Below are 17237 nucleotides of genomic sequence, written 5' to 3' on the forward strand. Positions count from 1 at the left end.
GGCGGGACGGGCGGCGGCCCCGCGCCCGGCCTCTGCCGCCGCGCGGGGCTCCGGGGCTCCAGGGCTCCGGCTGCGGGTTACTGCTGGGGGTGGTGGGCGGGGATCTCCGGGAGGTCGCCCGTGGTCTCGTACGCCGACAGCATGTCGATGCGGCGGACGTGGCGCTCGTCCTCGGAGAACGGCGTCGCCAGGAAGGTCTCGACGAACTTCGTCGCCTCGTCCTGGGTGTGCATGCGGGCGCCGACCGCGACGACGTTGGCGTTGTTGTGCTGGCGGCCGAGGGACGCGGTCTCCTCGCTCCAGGCCAGGGCGGCACGGACGCCCTTCACCTTGTTCGCCGCGATCTGCTCGCCGTTGCCGGAGCCGCCGATGACGATGCCGAGGGCGTCGGGGTCCGCGGCCGTCTTCTCCGCGGCGCGGAGGCAGAAGGGCGGGTAGTCGTCCTGGGCGTCGTAGATGTGCGGCCCGCAGTCGACCGGGTCGTGGCCCGCCGCCCTGAGCCATTCGACGAGGTGGTTCTTGAGTTCGAAGCCGGCATGGTCCGAGCCGAGATACACGCGCATGGGATGAGTGTGACACGGGCGCCGCGGGGTAGCAGCGCCGGGTGCCGCGTCCACGAACTGCGAGCAAGCCCATGGAAGCTCAGGAAAACCTCAAGTAACAATCCGGATTCAGAGGTTCCCGAATTGATTCACCTCGGATTCACTGGACCGGCTCGTACGCCCCCACGCACGAAGCGCAAGGTTCCTCACACGCGGCGCAAAGGAAAGACCATCCCCATGACTTCGCAGCCGACCCTCACCAAGGCCGAACACGGCTCTGGAGCCCCCGGAGAAAACGGTTCCGGGCTTCAGGCAGGTCTCAAGAACCGGCATCTGTCGATGATCGCCATCGGCGGTGTCATCGGCGCGGGACTCTTCGTCGGTTCCAGTTCCGGCATCGCCACCGCGGGCCCGGGCATTCTGCTGTCCTACGCTCTCGTCGGCACGCTCGTGGTGCTGGTGATGCGGATGCTCGGGGAGATGTCCGCGGCCAACCCGACCTCCGGCTCGTTCTCCGCGCACGCCGACCGGGCGCTCGGACGCTGGGCCGGGTTCTCCATCGGCTGGCTGTACTGGTTCTTCTGGGTCGTCGTGCTCGCGGTGGAGGCCACCGCCGGGGCCAAGATCCTCGAAGGGTGGATCCCCGCCGTACCGCAGTGGGGGTGGGCCCTCATCGTGATGGTGGTGCTGACGGCCACCAACCTCGTCTCCGTCGGTTCCTACGGCGAGTTCGAGTTCTGGTTCGCGGGCATCAAGGTCGTCGCCATCGGGGCGTTCATCGTCGTGGGCGGGCTCGCCGTGTTCGGCGTGCTGCCCGGCGTCGACAGCGACAAGGCCGGGCTCAGCAACCTCACCGGGCACGGCGGCTTCCTGCCCAACGGGCCCGGCGCCATCCTCACCGGTGTGCTGCTCGTCGTCTTCTCCTTCATGGGAAGCGAGATCGCGACCCTGGCGGCCGGGGAGTCGGAGGACCCGCAGCGGGCCGTGACCAAGTCCACCAACAGCATCATCTGGCGCATCGGCGTCTTCTACCTCGGCTCGATCTTCGTCGTCGTCACGCTGCTGCCGTGGAACGACCCCGCCATCAAGGAGCAGGGCTCGTACGTCGCCGCCCTGGACTCCCTGGGCATCGCGCACGCCGGCCAGATCATGAACTTCATCGTCCTGACGTCGGTGCTGTCCTGCCTCAACTCCGGCCTCTACACGGCCTCCCGCATGGCGTTCTCGCTCGGTGAGCGGGGCGACGCGCCGAAGGTCTTCGCCCGCACGACGAGCCGGGGCGTCCCGCTCGCGGCGATCGTCTCCTCCGTGGTCTTCGGGTTCGTCGCCGTCTTCTTCAACTACCGGTTCCCGGACTCCGTCTTCCTCTTCCTCGTGAACTCGAGCGGCGCGGTGGCCCTGTTCGTCTGGCTGGTGATCTGCTTCTCGCAGCTGCGGATGCGGAAGATCATCCAGGCCGAGGCGCCGGAGAAGCTGGTCGTGAAGATGTGGCTGTACCCGTACCTGACCTGGGCGACCGCCGCGCTGATCGTCTTCGTCCTCGGTTACATGCTGACCGACACCGAGGGCGAGAGCAGCGGACGGACGACCGTCCTGCTGTCGCTGCTCGTCGCGGCCGTCGTGGTCGTCATCGCCCTGGTCAAGGAGCGGAACTCCCGGCAGGGCCGACGGAACTCCGCCGTCGACCACGCCGAGACCGGGGCCGAGGTCGAGGCCAAGAGCAAGGTCTAGGGTCCCGATCCGGGTTCCGGCCCGGGGGCCTCCGGGTCCTTCGAAGGTCTTCTCGGTCGTCGATGGTCTTCGGGCCGGGAGAGCGTCAAGAGTGAAGGGGTCCGCTTCAGCGGGCCCCTTCCGTCACATCACGGTGAAGCTGTCCTTGACCTTCTCGTACGTCCTCAGAGCCTGCCCCTCGGCGGCGGGCTGGTACCAGGTGTTGATCTGGTAGGACTTCCCGCTCTCGTCGAAGCCGAGGAGCCGGGCGTGCCAAGGGGTGCCCCCGAGGGTGAAGGTGTACTCCCAGACGACCGCCGGGAGGCCTCGGAACGTCGTCTCCTCCAGGCGGATCTTGCGGTAGTCCCGGCCCTGGCGGGCGTTCCGCTCGGAGGTCCGCCAGGTGTCCATCAGATCGCCCCGGGCCAGGGAGGACTTGGCGACGAGCTCCTGGGCGCCGTCGGGGGACGTGTAGTGCACCTCCGCGCCGGTCTTCACGTCGCGTCGCCAGCCCTTCGGCGTCGCCCACGCGAACCCGCCCGCCTCCCGGTGCGCGCCCGGGGGCAGACTCGGCGGCCTGAAGGTCCCCTCGACCGTGGGCGACGACGAGGGGCTCACGCCCGTGACGGCCGACGACCCGGACGAGGAACCGCCGGCCCGGGCCCGATCGTCGCCGTCGTGCGCACCGGGGGCCGCCACCAGCACGATCGCGAGGACCGCGCCGACGGTCACGGCGAGGACGGCGCCGACCGTGCCCGCACGCCGACGCGTCCACTCCCCCGTGAGCGGGCGACGGCTGCCGCTGCCCGCGCCGGCCGGGACAGCGGGTCCGGGCAGCTCACCGCCGGCCGGCCATCCCTCCGCCCTCCGGGTCGGCGCTTCGGACGACTGCGCGTCCGAGGACTGCGTCACCTGCCAGGCGGGACTCGGCGCAGGACTGTGCGGTGGACCCGACGCCGTGCTCGAGGATTCGCCGGTCTCGGCCGGGCGAGGCTCCAGGGCAGGGCCGGTGTGCCCCTGAGCGCCGATGTCCGGGACGTCCGGGCCGGGACCGGGATCGGCCTCCGGGGCGGGCTCGGCCTCCGGGCCGGGATAAGAGTCCGGGGCGGGATAAGGGTCCGGGGCGGGGTAGGGGTCCGGGCCGGGATAAGAGTCCGGGGCGGGATGAGGGTCCGGGGCGGGGTCAGGGTCCGGAGCGGGCCTGCGTTCCGTCGCCGCCCGGGAGCGGGCCAGTGATACTCCGGAGTGAGGAGGCGGGGCGCCGGCCGGGCTGGGGGACGGCGGCTCGGAGCCCGACTCGGAACGCATCTCCGACGCCGCTTCACTGGAGGCCGCCTCGGGAGGCTGGGGAGGAGTGGGGGGCTCACCCTCGGAACCCCGTCGCCCGGAGGGTGCGAGGTCGGAGTCACGTGACTCGGGGTCTCGGGGCCGGGAGCGCCAGAGCTCAGGGTGCCCGGGCTCCGCGTGTCCGGGATCTGCAGGTCCGGGCTCCGCGTGTCCGGGGTCTACGTATGCGGGTTCCCCGTATACCGGCTCGGGGCGTCCGGCCTCGGGGTCTGGGTAGGGCGCGGGCGGCGGGCGGCGGGCATCCTGCGGGGCGGGCTCCCTGGCGGCGTCCAGGAGGGTGCGGGTCGGCGGCTCACTCAGCAACGGCTCACCCGACGGCGCGTCACTCACCAAGGGCTCACTCGGCGGCGGTTCACTCGGCAGGGCCGCACCCAGCGGCGGTTGACTCAGCCGCGGCTCCCCCGACACGGGCTCACCCGACGGGGGCTCACCCGGCGGTGGCTCACCCGCGCCCGACGGGCCGTCCGTGCCGCCTGGTCCTCGGTCGCCTTCCGCACCCTTGTCGCCCGGGGGTGGCGGTGGTGCCGCCTCCGGTGTCACCGCCAGGGTCGGGGTCGGGGGCGGAAAGGCTATGGGGGCGAGGGTGGATTCCAGGGCTGCGAGGGTCGGACGGGCCGAGGGCTCCTTGTGCAGGAGGGCCGCGAGGACGGTGCGCAACGGGCCGGCGTGGCCCGGGAGTCGGGGCTCCTCATAGAGGACCGCGTGCAACGTCGCCAGCGTGGTGTCCCGGGAGAAGGGGGAGTGGCCGGCCAGGGCGGCGCAGAGTGTCGCGCCCAGCGACCACACGTCGGAGGGCGGGCCCTGCGGGCGTCCCGAGATGCGCTCGGGGGCCATGTAGTCGGGGGAACCGACCAGCATGCCGACCATGGTCAACGCCTTCGCGTCCTGGATCGCGGCGATGCCGAAGTCGGTGAGGACCACCCGTCGGCCGCCGCCTTCCCGCCGCTGCTCGCCCCCCGGGAACGTCCCCCTCCCCCCGACGCCCTGGAAGCCTCCGTCGCCTCCGTCGCCCCCGTCGACCCTGTCCGCCACCAGCACGTTGCCCGGTTTGATGTCGCGGTGCAGGACGCCCCTCGCATGGACCTGGCGCAGCGCCGTGACCAGCCCGAGTCCGATGCGGGCGGTCTCGCGGGGACCCAGCGGTCCCTCCTCGGCCATGATCTGCTCGAGGGAGCGCCCGGCCACCAACTCCATGACGATCCACAGGCGTTCGCCCTCGTCCACGACGTCGTAGACGCGCACCACGTTGGGGTGGTCGATGCGGGCGGTCGCCCTGGCCTCGCGCAGGGTGCGTTCGCGGCGGGTGCGGGTGTCCTCCGAGTCCAGGCCGTCGATGCGCATCTCCTTCACGGCGACCTGCCGGTCGAGCACCTCGTCGGTGGCTCGCCACACCCGGCCCATTCCCCCCTGGCCGATACTCTCGACCAGCCGATAACGCCCCGCCACCAGCAGCCCAGGAAAACCGCCCCTCCCTGATTCACCACCGTTCCCGAGATTCCCCGAATTCCCCGGAATCCCCGAATTCCCTGCGCTTCCCGAATTTCCCGGCAATCCGTCGCACCCCCTCCATTACCCGGCCCCAGAAACACAATAGTCACACTTAGTGCCGTACCAGCATAGTGCGGAGAAATCTTGTGGTACCTCTTCAAGTACTGCGAATTCAGGCGCAGCCAAGGGGGACGAACATGAGTTCTCGTCGTGCGACGACCATTGCCGGTTCGATGGTCGCGGCATCTTTCTCGGCAGTGTTGATCCTTTCCTTCCCTGCCGGGGCGGACGATCAGGGTCCCGGCAGCAACAAGGGGGGAAAGCCCGTCGACGAGGCGCCCGCGGGCGTGAGGACGACGACGACGTTGCCGGAGCGGATCTCGGTCGACAACAGTTCCGGGAAAACGGCGATCACCGCCACGGTGAAGAATGAGGGGACCAAGGACAGCGGACGGATACGGCTTCTGGTCGTCGGCTTCGACGGACTCACGGTCAAAAGCGTTCAGGGGTGCGAGGCGATCGCGAAGAAGGACCTCCCGGAAGGCTCCAACAGCGGTTTCGCCTGCCCCGTCGACAATCTCGCGGCCGGGGCGTCGCAGTCGTACGACGTCGACGCGACCTTCGATCTGAGCAAGACCGGGAAGATCTGTCTGCCCGTCCAGACGAGTGACGGCAAGAAGACGTTCTGGCAGCAGGGGCCGGTGCCGTTCGGTACGACGAATCCGTCGCCGAACGCGCCCGCCACTCCGCTGCTCCTCGGCACCGACAACACGCCCGCGGCGCCCGGCGGCGACGAGTTGCCCAGGACCGGCGTCGGACGGGCCCTGATCCCGCTCGGCGTGGCCGGGGCCTCGCTGCTCACGGCGGGCGTGGCCGGACTGTGGTGGTCCCAGCGGCGGCCCGCCCGGAAGGAGAGCTGAGCCCGGACGCCGGCCGGGCATGACGACACGCTCCAGGGCATGACGGACGCGAGGGAGGCGTGACCCGACGCGGATGGTCGGGTCACGCCTCCCTCGGGGCGACGACGGCCGGCGGCGGCCGACGGCGGCCAGGCGACGGCTCGAGACGGCTACCGCTTGACGAGCTTCCAGGCCGTGGGCATCAGGCCCATCGCCAGGGCCGCCTTGACGGCGTCGCCGATCAGGAAGGGGGTGAGGCCGGCCGCGACGGCGGCGGACGCGGAGATGCCCGCCGCGAAGGCAAGGTAGGGAACGCCGACGGCGTAGATGATCGCCTCGCCCAGCAGCATCGCGCCCGCCATGCGCAGCATGGAGCGGTCGGCGCCGCGGCGCGCGAGGGCGCCCACGGCGGCGGTCGCGAGGATCATGCCGAGGATGTAGCCGAAGGAGACGCCGAGGCCCGAGGTGCCCCCGGCGAACCACGGCACGCCGGCGAGACCGGCCAGCGCGTACAGGGCGAGGGAGGAGACGCCGCGGCGGGCGCCGAGGGTCGTGCCGACGAGCAGCGCGGCGAAGGTCTGGCCGGTCACCGGAACCGGGGTGCCGGGGATCGGGACCGCGATCTGGGCCGCGAGACCGGTCAGCGCGGCACCGCCGAGCACGAGCGCGACGTCCCGGACACGGGAGGCGGGGAGCAGGTCGGCGAGGACCTGTCCGGGGCGAGCGGGGGTGGCGGCGGCGGTGCTCATGGGGACTCCGCGGAGGTCGGACGGATCAGGACACGGTGACGCTATCCCAGGGGCGTCGGGGCGATCACCGTCAGCGATCGACAAACGGACGATCGGGAGCTTGGTGGGCTCCGGACAAAACATGGGGGTTACACCTGGTACGGGGTGACCCTGGTCACTGAGGTGAGGTGGTGCGGGCGACGTCGGCGCCCCGAGCGGCCTCTGTAGGGTTTCGCCAATCGAACAGCGGCCGTCTCGCCCGTCGGTCGCCGTCTGGGCAGGACGGGCCCTCGCTGCTAGCTTCGAGCCATGGTTGCCCAGGCCCAAGCCCTCAACTTCTCGTCGCGTCGCCATGTCGACCTGCGACGGGTGGGCGCTGCCGCCTGTCGCCCTCCGGTGTGAGGCGGGCGGAGCCGATCATCCGGCGCGCCGCGCTCCACAGACGGCGCAGTGTCGGACCGGTTCCTGACTTCCGAGGAAGTTCCCCATGCCCCGTACCGCGGCTCCCCCCGCCCTGACCTCTCCCGTGACCCGGGTCGCCGACAGCGACCGGCGACGCACCAGCGCCAGCGTGATCCTCCGGTCCGTGCTGGAGCACGGCCCGGTCGCGCGCTCCACCATCGCCCGGCTGACCGGGCTGTCCCCCGCCTCCGTCACCGACCACTGCTCCCGGCTCACCCGGCTCGGGCTGATCCGGGAGGCGGACGCGCCCCGGCGCAGCAACGGCGTGGGCCGCCCGCACGTTCCCGTGGACCTGGACGACTCGCGGTTCGTGGTGGGCGGGGTGCACGTGGCGGTGCCGTACACGACCGTCTCGCTGCTGGATCTGCGCGGACGGGTGGTGGCGCGGCGGGAGTTGAAGCATCGGAGCCTCGAACCGTCCGCGGTGCTGGCGCGGGCCGCCGACGGGCTGGGCGCGCTGCTGGGCGAGGCGCACGACTGCCGTCCGCTGGCGGTGGGGGTCGCCGCGGGCGGCTGGGTGGACCGGGATTCGGGCACCGTCGTCGAGCATCCGCTGCTGGACTGGCGGGACGTGCCGGTGCGCGAGGCGATGGGCGCCCGCACCGGGCTGCCGGTCCATGTGGACGGACACGCACGGGCGTTGGTCAACGCGGAGCGGTTGTTCGGGCGGGCCCGCGGCAGCCGCAGCGTGCTGCACCTGTTCGTCGGGAACGTGGTCGACGCGGCGTTCGCCACCAACGACGAGGTGCACCACGGGCCGCGTTCCCAGGCGGGCGCCATCGCGCACCTGCCGCTGGCCGGCGGCACCCAGGCCTGCGACTGCGGCCGCGTCGGCTGCCTGCAGGTGGAGTTGAGCGAGCGGACGCTGTGCCGGCGGGCCCGCGAGGCCGGAGTGATCGACGGGGTGAACCCGATGCACGTGGTCGCCGCCGCGGACGCCGGGAACCCGGTGGCCGTAAGGCTGTTGCGGGAGCGTGCGCGGATGGTGGGGCGCGCGGCCGGGCTGCTGCTGGACGTGCTCAATCCGGAGCGTGTCGTCGTCACGGAGGTCGGGGTGCTGTTCCGGGAGGACTGTCTCACCGCGCTGCGGGACGAGGTGGGAGCGGGTCGCGCCGCCGCCGTCGCGCCGAGCAGTTTCCCCGACTCCGTACTGGCCGTGGCCGGCGGGGCGGTGGCGCTGGACGTGCTCTACCGCGATCCGCTGGCCACCTCCCCGGGCCGGCCACCAGAGCCGAGTTAATTCAGAAACTCTGAATGTTGACAGGCCCACCACCGGAACAGGAACATAATCATCATGAGCTGTCGCACTTTCTGTTGCTGACGCCCCGGCGCGCCGGGAGCGCGCCCTTCTCCTCGCCTTTTCCCGGGTGAATTGCTTCCCCCGGTGAATTTCTTTCCTGGGCCTCGTGGCACCCTGCCGCGCCCTGTCGTGCCCGTGATTCCGCCTGCCGCTGCCAGGCTTTCTCCGTTTCCCCTGGGGGTCCTCCCATGCCCGTTTCCCGTACGTCCGGTGTCGACCGGCGTCTCTTCCTCACCTCTCTGCTGGGCGCCGCCGCCGGTGTCGCCGGGCTCAGCGGCTGCGCCGAGAGCAGTGCCGCCACCAGCGGGAAGGGCGCCTCCACGGCCCCGCTCGCCGACAAGGTGCCCGCCGGCACGAGCCTGAAGATCGCCTCCTTCCAGGGTCAGCAGGAGTTGCAGCTCAAGCTGGCGAAACTGCCCGAGCTGCCTTTCAAGGTGTCGAACTGGCTGAACATCGGGGCCGGCCCCGATGTCATCAACGCGTTCCGCGCGAAGTCCCTCGACCTCGCCAACAACGCGGGCATTCCGCCGATCCAGGCGCATTACCAGGGATTCGACGCGAAGATCGTCGCGATCAACATCACGCGGCGGCCGAACTACGTCTTCGCCACCAAGCCGGGCAGCGACATCAGGAGCGTCGACGACTTCCGCGGGAAGAAGCTGGCCTTCTCCCAGGGACAGGCGCAGGGCGTCGTCCTGCTGCGGGCGCTGAAGAAGGCCGGGCTGGAGTACGACGACGTGAAGCTCGTCCCGCTGACCAGCAACCAGTTCCTCACCGCCCTCCAGTCGGGCCAGGTGGACATCGCCCCGCTCGGCAACACCCAGTCGCCCGCCTACCTCAAGCAGTACGAGTCCAAGGGCGCCCGCATCATCACCACCGACGTCGTCGACCTGCTCAGTCTGCTGTGGGCGCCGGTGTCCGTGCTGAACGACAGGGCGAAGGCGGCCGCCGTCGCCGCGTTCATCCCGCAGTGGGCGCAGGGCCTGGTGTGGAGCTACGAGAACCCGGACGTCTGGAACGAGGAGTTCTTCGTCAAGACGCAGAACCTGACCCTCGACCAGGCCAAGTCGATCACCGCCCTCGCCAACAAGCCTCTCTTCCCGCCGAGTTGGGACGAGGCCATCAAGTGGGAGCAGGAGACCGCGGACCTGCTCGCCGAGGGCGGCTTCGTGAAGAAGTTCGACGTCGCCTCGCTGTTCGACCACCGCTTCGAGGGCATCGCCGCCAAGTCCGTGGCCGCCGAGTACCGGAGTTGACCGCCATGACCACCCGTTCAAGCACGACCACGAGCACGCCCCCTGCCGTCGCCGCCCCCACCGCCGCGGCTTCGACCGCCGCCTCCGCCTCCACCTCCGTCGAAACCGACGTCCACGCCGACACCGGCCCCGGCGTCCGTCGCCGCCGACGTGGCGGACTCGCGCCCGGCGCACCGTGGCCGGCGTCCCGGCTCGTCGGGCCCCTGCTGCTCATCGTCCTGTGGGCCGCCGCCTCGGCCGCCGGACGGCTGGACACCGGGGCGATCCCCGCGCCCTGGACGGTGGTGCGGACCGGCTTCCATCTGTGGACCGACGGGACGCTGACCACCGACGTCCTGACCTCGCTGGAGCGCGCCGCCTACGGCTTCGCGATCGGCCTGACCGCCGGGGTGGTGCTCGCGCTGGCGTCGGGGCTGACCCGGACCGGCGAAGCGCTGATCGACGGGACCGTGCAGCTCAACCGGGCGATCCCGACCCTCGGCCTGATCCCGCTGTTCATCCTCTGGCTGGGCATCGGGGAGACCTTCAAGATCGCGATCATCGCCATCGTCGTCTACATCCCGATCTACCTCAACACGCATGCCGCGCTGTCCGGCATCGACAACCGGTTCGTCGAACTCGCCGAGGTGCAGGGCCTGTCGAAGGTCCAGTTCATCCGGCAGATCGTGATCCCCGGCGCATTGCCCGGATTCTTCGTGGGACTCCGGCTCGGGGTGACCGGCTCCTGGCTGGGGCTGGTGGTCCTGGAGCAGATCAACGCCACCAGCGGCCTCGGCTACATGATGTTCCAGGCCACGAACTACGGCCAGTCGGACGTCATCCTCGTCGGCCTCCTCATCTACGGCGTCTTCGGACTTCTCTCCGACAGCGCGGTCCGTCTCATCGAACGGAGGGTGCTGTCGTGGCGCCGCACACTGAGCAGCTGACCCGCCCCGCAGCCGTCCAACTGCGCGGACTGACCAGGTCGTTCAACGACCGTACGGTCCTCGACGGCATCGACCTGGACATCCCCGCCGGACAGTTCGTGGCGCTCCTCGGCCACAGCGGTTCAGGCAAGAGCACCCTGCTGCGGGCGGTCGCCCACCTCGACCACGAGGTCGTCGGCAGCGGTCGGCTCACGGCCCCGGAGCGGGTGTCGGTGGTCTTCCAGGACTCCCGGCTGCTGCCCTGGCGTCGGGTGCTGGACAACGTCCTGCTGGGACTGGACGGCAAGGAGGCGCAGGAGAAGGGCCGCGAGGCCCTCGCCGAGGTGGGGCTGAAGGGACGCGAACGGGCCTGGCCGAACGAGCTGTCCGGCGGCGAGGCACAGCGCGCCGCGCTCGCCCGGTCCCTGGTCCGCGAACCGGAACTCCTCCTCGCCGACGAGCCGTTCGGCGCGCTGGACGCCCTCACCCGCATCCGGATGCACGCCCTGCTGCGCGAACTGTGGGAACGCCACCGGCCTTCCGTGCTGCTCGTCACCCATGACGTGGACGAGGCGATCGTGCTCGCCGACCGGGTCCTCGTCCTCGACCACGGCCGTATCGGCCTCGACCTGACCATCGACCGCCCGCACCCGCGCTCGTACCGGGACCCGCTGCTCGGCGAGTACCGCGAACGGCTGCTCGCCGCGCTGGGCGTCACGGAGGATCACCAGTGACCACGGCTGAGAACAGACGACAGCTCCACCTGAACGCGTTCCTGATGAACACCGGCCACCACGAGGCGTCCTGGCGGCTCCCGGAGAGCGACCCGTACGCCCACGTCGAGCTGGACCACTACGTCCACCTCGCCCGGATCGCCGAACGCGGCACCTTCGACTCCCTCTTCCTCGCCGACGGCCCGCAGCTGTGGGGCAACATCGCCCAGCGTCCGGCCGGCGCCCTGGAGCCGCTCACCCTGCTCACCGCGCTGGCGACGGCCACCCGGCACATCGGCCTCATCGCCACTGCCTCCACCTCCTACAACTCCCCCTACAACCTGGCCCGCAAGTTCGCCTCCCTGGACATCATCAGCGGCGGCCGGGCGGGCTGGAACATCGTCACCACCGCCGGCGCCGAGGCCGCCCGCAACTTCGGCCTGGACGCCGAGCCCGCGCACGCCGAGCGGTACGCCCGCGCCGGCGAGTTCCTCGACGTGGCCCTGAAGCTCTGGGACAGCTGGGAGGACGACGCGATCGTCGCCGACAAGGCGGCCGGCGTCTGGGGCGACGACGCGAAGGTCCACCCGCCCCGGCACCGGGGGACGTACTTCAGCGTCGAGGGCGCCCTCAACGTCCCCCGTTCGCCCCAGGGTTACCCGCTGCTGGTGCAGGCCGGGTCGAGCGAGGACGGCAAGGCGTTCGCGGCCCGGTACGCCGAGGCGGTGTTCACCGCGCAGCAGACTCTGGCCGACGCGCAGGCCTTCTACGCCGACCTCAAGTCGCGTACCCGGGCGGCGGGCCGGGACCCCGAGCACATCAAGGTGCTGCCCGGGATCGTCCCGGTGATCGGCTCCACGGAGGCCGAGGCGCGCGCGAACGAACAGGTCCTGGAGGACCACATCGTGCACACGCACGGGGTCCAGCGGCTGGAGCAGCTGCTCCAACTGGAGCCGGGCGCCCTGGAGCTGGACGCGGAGCTGCCCGCCGATCTGCCGCCGGAGAGCGCGATCGAGGGCGCCAAGAGCCGCTACACCCTGGTGGTGGAGCTGGCCCGGCGCGAGCGCCTCACCGTGCGGCAGCTGATCGGGCGGCTCGGCGGCGGCCGTGGGCACCTGACCTTCGCGGGCACCCCCGAGCAGGTCGCCGACGCGATCGAGACCTGGTTCACCCAGGGCGCCGCCGACGGGTTCAACATCATGCCCGCGGTGCTGCCCTCCGGCCTGGACGCCTTCGTCGACCACGTCGTGCCGATCCTGCGCGCCCGCGGCCTGCTGCGCGGCGAGTACGGCCCGCGCACCACGCTGCGCGAGAGGTACGGCCTCCCCCGCCCCGCCAACCAGTACGTGAGCGCTCCCGCACCCGTCCTCGTCTGACCCGTCCGACTCGCCCGAAAGGCTTCTCCATGAGCATCGAGATCCGCAAGGTCACCGCGAACATCGGCGCGCAGATCCGTGGCGTCGACATCGCCAAGCCCCTCGACGAGGAGACCTACTCCGCCCTGCGTGAGGCGCTGAACGTCCACAAGGCCCTGGTGTTCGACGACGTGAACCTGGACGACGAGGGCCAGCAGGCCTTCGTCCGCCACTTCGGCGACCTCACCACCGCCCACCCGACCGTGCCGGCCGTCGACGGCGCGCCGAACGTACTGCCGGTCGACAGCGAGCGCGGCCGCGCCGCCAACCACTGGCACACGGACGTCACCTTCGTCCTCAATCCGCCGCAGGCCAGCACGCTGCGCAGCCTCGTCCTTCCGCCCTACGGCGGCGAGACCCTGATCACCAACGCGGCGGCCGCCTACCGCCAGCTGCCCGAGCCGCTCCGGCAGCTCGCCGACACCCTGTGGGCCGAGCACACCAACGACTACGACTACGCGGTGCCGCAGGAGGCGGTCGACGAGGAACAGGAAGCCGCGCGCGCCCAGTTCACCTCGATCAAGTACCGAACGGTCCACCCGGTGGTCCGCGTGCACCCGCTGACCGGCGAACGGGGCCTGTTCATCGGCGGGTTCGCGCAGCGCATCGTGGGCCTGTCGGTGGCCGAGTCCCGCAAGATCCTCGACCTGCTCCAGTCGTACGTCACCCGGCCGGAGAACATCCTGCGGCACCGCTGGTCGGAGAACCAGCTGGTCCTGTTCGACAACCGCATCACCCAGCACTACGCGGTCGACAACTACGACGGCCGGCCGCGCCGGCTGCACCGGGTGACGGTCGCGGGCGACATCCCGGTCGGCATCGACGGCAAGGAGAGCTACGCGATCGAGGGGGACGCGGCGCACTACACTTCCGTAGCCGCCTAGACACAGCGCGTGTCCGGGCCGTCCGAATGATGGGCAGCCCCTCCGCCCGGGCGGAGGGGCTGCCCAGACTGGGTGCGTTTTTTGCCCATCTCACGCATTGGACGAGCCGCGCCCATGCCCAGCAGCGACACCACCACCGCCAGGACTCCGCAGGAGTCGGGCGCCCCCCTGTCCCACGGCCTCAAACAGCGCCATCTGTCGATGATCGCCCTCGGCGGCGTCATCGGCGCCGGCCTCTTCGTCGGTTCGGGCGCGGGGATCGCCGCCGCCGGTCCGTCGATCGTCCTCGCCTACACCCTCTCCGGTCTTCTCGTGATGCTGGTGATGCGGATGCTGGGCGAGATGTCGGCCGCGTATCCCTCGTCGGGTTCGTTCTCGGCGCACGCCGAGCGGGCCTTCGGGCCCTGGGCGGGCTTCACCGTGGGGTGGGCCTTCTGGGTCCTGCTGTGCACGGCCGTCGGCCTGGAGGGCATCGGCGCCGCGAAGATCGTCACGGGCTGGCTGCCGGGCACGCCCGAGTGGGCCTGGGTGGCCCTGTTCATGCTGCTGTTCTGCGGGGCGAACCTGGCCGCCGTGAAGAACTTCGGCGAGTTCGAGTTCTGGTTCGCGGCGCTGAAGGTCGGCGCGATCACCCTGTTCCTGGTGCTGGGCGTGCTGGCCGTCGCCGGTGTCCTGCCGGGCACTGACTCCCCGGGGACGTCCCATCTGAGCGAGCTCTTCCCGCACGGCAGCGAGGGCCTGGTCGTCGGCCTGCTCGCGTCCGTCTTCGCGTACGGCGGCCTGGAGACGGTCACCATCGCCGCCGCCGAGTCGGAGAACCCGGTCCGGGGCGTGGCCGGCGCGGTCCGCACGGCGATGTGGCGCATCGCGCTGTTCTACGTCGGCTCCATGGCGCTCATCGTCACCCTCGTGCCCTGGGACTCGAAGGCGGTCGTCGAGAAGGGCCCGTACGTCGCCGCCCTCGACCAGCTCGGCATCCCGGGGGCCGGCCAGGTCATGAACGTGGTGGTGCTGGTCGCGCTGCTGAGCGCCATGAACGCCAACGTCTACGGCTCCTCGCGCATCGCGTACTCGCTGGTGGAGCGGGGCCACGGGCCGAAGGCGCTCGGCCGGGTGTCGGGCGGCGCGCCCCGGGTGGCGGTCCTCACGTCCTGCGTCTTCGGCTTCGGCTGCGTACTGCTCAGCTACTGGCGTCCGGACGATGTCTTCCCCTGGCTGCTGAACATGATCGGCGCGGTGATCCTCGTCGTCTGGATCTTCATCGCGCTCTCCCAGCTGCGGCTGCGCGGCCGTCTGGAGCGGGAGGCGCCCGACCGGCTGGTCGTCCGGATGTGGGCGTTCCCGGTGCTCACCTGGGTCGCGCTGGCGGGCATGGCGGCGATCTTCGTCCTGATGGCGCGGGAGCCGGACACCCGGGTGCAGCTGTACTGGTCGGGCGGGATGACGGCGTTCCTGGCGGCCGTCGGATACGCGTGGCAGCGGAGGCGGGGCGTGAACTGATCCCCCCGGAACGCCAGTCGGCCCTCACGTGCGGGACGCGTGGGGGCCTTCCTGTTGCCCGGATCCCCCCTCTTGTTGCTAGCCTGCACTTGCAAGTGACTTGCAATAAGAGGTTGAGGGGACCCCGTCATGCCCGTCTACACGCTGCCCGAACTGCCCTACGACTACTCCGCGCTCGCCCCCGTGATCAGCCCTGAGATCATCGAGCTGCACCACGACAAGCACCACGCGGCCTATGTGAAGGGCGCCAACGACACCCTGGAGCAGCTGGCGGAGGCGCGCGACAAGGAGCAGTGGGCGGCGCTCAACGGGCTGGAGAAGAACCTGGCCTTCCACCTCTCGGGCCACATCCTGCACAGCATCTACTGGACCAACATGAGCGGCGACGGCGGCGGCGAGCCCCTCGCGGCGGACGGCGTCGGCGAGCTGGCGGACGCGATCACCGAGTCCTTCGGCTCCTTCGCCGGATTCAAGGCCCAGCTGACCAAGGCGGCCGCGACGACCCAGGGCTCCGGCTGGGGCGTCCTCGCCCACGAGCCGCTCAGCGGCCGGCTGATCGTCGAGCAGGTCTACGACCACCAGGGCAACGTCGGCCAGGGGTCCGTGCCGATCCTCGTCTTCGACGCCTGGGAGCACGCCTTCTACCTCCAGTACAGGAACCAGAAGGTCGACTTCATCGACGCCATGTGGGCCGTCGTCGACTGGCAGGACGTGGCGAGGCGCTACGAGAGCGCGAAGTCCCGCGCGGATGTGCTGCTGCTCGCTCCCTGAGCAGCGGGCGAAGCGTCCTGCCTCGTGATCGTCTTCTCACCCTTCACGACGGCGGGCGGAAGGAGGGAGCGGCCCCGCGAGGACATGACTCGCGGGGCCGCTTCGGCGTACGCCGACCCGGTGTGCGCCGCTCGTGTGTGCGGGCGGGCGTGGGTGCTTCCCAAGGGCGGCGCCCACGGGTGACAGTGGCCCGCATGGGTCTTCCGAAGAGGCGTTGCCCCAACTGTGGGGACACCGATCAGCACTTCCGGCACCTGCAGGACGACGAGCGGGCCTTCGCCCTGACACAGGCACAGGTGCACAGGGCGGATCTCGACAAGTACCGGCGCTGCACCAGCGAGGGCTGTGTGCGGGTGCAGTCCTACTTCAACTGGAAAACCGGCTTCGACCTACCGGAGGAGTTCCGGACGGCTCCGCAGCCGGCCACCTAGGACCTGCACCCGGGCGGTGGTGGTTGCCGTGGAACGGGGCTGCCGCCCCGGCCGTGAGGCCGGCTTCCGGGCGCGGTCCCACGGGTCCCCGAGGGCGTCGCCCGCGGGGACCCCCACGGTCACAGGTTGCTGAAGTCCGGTCCCTTCGTGCGGGTCCGCTTGATCTCGTAGAAGCCGGGGACCGAGGCGACGGCGAGGGTGCCGTCCCACAGGCGGGCGGCCTCCTCGCCCTTGGGGGCCGGGGTGACGACCGGACCGAAGAAGGCGATCTGCTCGCCGTCGGGGCCGGGGACGGCTATGACGGGGGTGCCGACGTCCTGGCCGACCTTGTCGATGCCCTCCTTGTGGGAGGCGCGCAGCTGGGCGTCGAACTCGAAGTCCGTCTGCTCGGCGTACTCGATCAGGGACGCGGGCAGACCGGCGTCCTTGAGCGCGCCCGCGATGGCCTCGACCGTCGGACCCTCGCCGTTGTTGTGGAAGCGGGTGCCGAGCGCGGTGTACAGCGGGCCGAGGACGTCCTCGCCGTGCAGCTGCCACGCGGCGGTGACCACGCGCACCGGCTGCCAGGCCTTGACCGCGAGCATCTCGCGGTACTCCTCGGGCAGCTCGTCGAGCTTGTTCTCGTTGAGGACGGCGAGGCTCATCACATGCCAGCGGACCTCGATGTCACGGACCTTCTCCACTTCCAGCACCCACCGGGAGGTCATCCAGGCCCAGGGGCACAGCGGGTCGAACCAGAAGTCGACGGGGGTCTTCTCCGGCATGTCTCTCCTCAGAGGTCCTCAGCAGACAGGGCTTTCCCACTGAACACCGCGGTTCGTGCCGCACATTCCCTGCTGCTCCGCGTCAGGTGCGCGTGGCAGGATCGCTCCTGTCCACAAGACCC

The 17237-nt window shown here is 70.8% G+C and carries 15 protein-coding genes; 11 read left to right on the top strand and 4 right to left on the bottom strand.

Annotated features, from left to right (window positions below; translation table 11 throughout):
- Nucleotides 1-77: 77 nt before the first annotated feature.
- Complete coding sequence (locus ACZ7DE_RS07440; protein WP_470758755.1) at nucleotides 78-563, bottom strand: ribose-5-phosphate isomerase; 486 nt, start codon at nucleotides 561-563, stop codon at nucleotides 78-80.
- Between the two features lie 216 nt (nucleotides 564-779).
- Between ACZ7DE_RS07440 and ACZ7DE_RS07445 the strand changes: the two genes are divergently transcribed.
- A complete protein-coding gene (locus ACZ7DE_RS07445; protein WP_470758756.1) occupies nucleotides 780-2273 on the top strand; it encodes an amino acid permease in 1494 nt (497 codons plus the stop codon).
- A gap of 123 nt (nucleotides 2274-2396) precedes the next feature.
- Here the strand turns inward: ACZ7DE_RS07445 and ACZ7DE_RS07450 are convergent, their stop codons facing one another.
- Nucleotides 2397-4991 (bottom strand): serine/threonine-protein kinase, encoded by a 2595-nt coding sequence (locus ACZ7DE_RS07450; protein WP_470758757.1) that lies wholly within the window; start codon nucleotides 4989-4991, stop codon nucleotides 2397-2399.
- Nucleotides 4992-5284: 293 nt separating this feature from the next.
- On the opposite strand from ACZ7DE_RS07450, the gene ACZ7DE_RS07455 reads away from it, so the two are divergent.
- Nucleotides 5285-6007, top strand: a complete 723-nt coding sequence (locus ACZ7DE_RS07455) for a hypothetical protein (protein WP_470758993.1) — start codon at nucleotides 5285-5287, stop codon at nucleotides 6005-6007.
- 149 nt (nucleotides 6008-6156) lie between these two features.
- Here ACZ7DE_RS07455 and ACZ7DE_RS07460 read toward each other — a convergent pair whose 3' ends face one another.
- On the bottom strand, nucleotides 6157-6735 hold the full coding sequence (locus tag ACZ7DE_RS07460) for a biotin transporter BioY (protein ID WP_470758758.1): 579 nt from the start codon (nucleotides 6733-6735) through the stop codon (nucleotides 6157-6159).
- Between the two features lie 466 nt (nucleotides 6736-7201).
- Between ACZ7DE_RS07460 and ACZ7DE_RS07465 the strand changes: the two genes are divergently transcribed.
- From ACZ7DE_RS07465 to ACZ7DE_RS07505, 9 genes are all read left to right on the top strand, one after another.
- Nucleotides 7202-8416 carry an ROK family protein gene (locus ACZ7DE_RS07465; protein WP_470758759.1) on the top strand — a complete coding sequence of 405 codons (1215 nt, stop codon included), beginning with the start codon at nucleotides 7202-7204 and terminating at the stop codon, nucleotides 8414-8416.
- 248 nt (nucleotides 8417-8664) lie between these two features.
- Nucleotides 8665-9732 carry an ABC transporter substrate-binding protein gene (locus ACZ7DE_RS07470; RefSeq protein WP_470758760.1) on the top strand — a complete coding sequence of 356 codons (1068 nt, stop codon included), beginning with the start codon at nucleotides 8665-8667 and terminating at the stop codon, nucleotides 9730-9732.
- Between the two features lie 5 nt (nucleotides 9733-9737).
- Nucleotides 9738-10658 carry an ABC transporter permease gene (locus ACZ7DE_RS07475; RefSeq protein WP_470758761.1) on the top strand — a complete coding sequence of 307 codons (921 nt, stop codon included), beginning with the start codon at nucleotides 9738-9740 and terminating at the stop codon, nucleotides 10656-10658.
- Nucleotides 10634-11371 carry an ABC transporter ATP-binding protein gene (locus ACZ7DE_RS07480; protein WP_470758762.1) on the top strand — a complete coding sequence of 246 codons (738 nt, stop codon included), beginning with the start codon at nucleotides 10634-10636 and terminating at the stop codon, nucleotides 11369-11371. Before ACZ7DE_RS07475 ends, ACZ7DE_RS07480 begins: the two co-directional genes overlap by 25 nt.
- On the top strand, nucleotides 11368-12726 hold the full coding sequence (locus ACZ7DE_RS07485; protein ID WP_470758763.1) for an LLM class flavin-dependent oxidoreductase: 1359 nt from the start codon (nucleotides 11368-11370) through the stop codon (nucleotides 12724-12726). The genes ACZ7DE_RS07480 and ACZ7DE_RS07485 overlap by 4 nt, the downstream gene beginning before the upstream one ends.
- A 29-nt stretch (nucleotides 12727-12755) precedes the next feature.
- Complete coding sequence (locus tag ACZ7DE_RS07490; protein ID WP_470758764.1) at nucleotides 12756-13649, top strand: TauD/TfdA dioxygenase family protein; 894 nt, start codon at nucleotides 12756-12758, stop codon at nucleotides 13647-13649.
- Nucleotides 13650-13763: 114 nt separating this feature from the next.
- Nucleotides 13764-15149, top strand: a complete 1386-nt coding sequence (locus tag ACZ7DE_RS07495; protein WP_470758765.1) for an amino acid permease — start codon at nucleotides 13764-13766, stop codon at nucleotides 15147-15149.
- Between the two features lie 129 nt (nucleotides 15150-15278).
- Nucleotides 15279-15920, top strand: a complete 642-nt coding sequence (locus ACZ7DE_RS07500) for a superoxide dismutase (protein ID WP_470758766.1) — start codon at nucleotides 15279-15281, stop codon at nucleotides 15918-15920.
- A gap of 194 nt (nucleotides 15921-16114) precedes the next feature.
- Entirely contained in the window at nucleotides 16115-16351 is a 237-nt protein-coding gene (locus ACZ7DE_RS07505) for a hypothetical protein (RefSeq protein ID WP_470758767.1), read from the top strand.
- Between the two features lie 119 nt (nucleotides 16352-16470).
- Here ACZ7DE_RS07505 and ACZ7DE_RS07510 read toward each other — a convergent pair whose 3' ends face one another.
- The gene (locus ACZ7DE_RS07510; protein ID WP_470758768.1) at nucleotides 16471-17115 is read right to left on the bottom strand and encodes a mycothiol-dependent nitroreductase Rv2466c family protein; all 645 of its coding nucleotides are present in this window, start codon (nucleotides 17113-17115) and stop codon (nucleotides 16471-16473) included.
- Nucleotides 17116-17237: the final 122 nt, after the last annotated feature.

The organism is Streptomyces sp. NPDC037083, assembly GCF_055606485.1.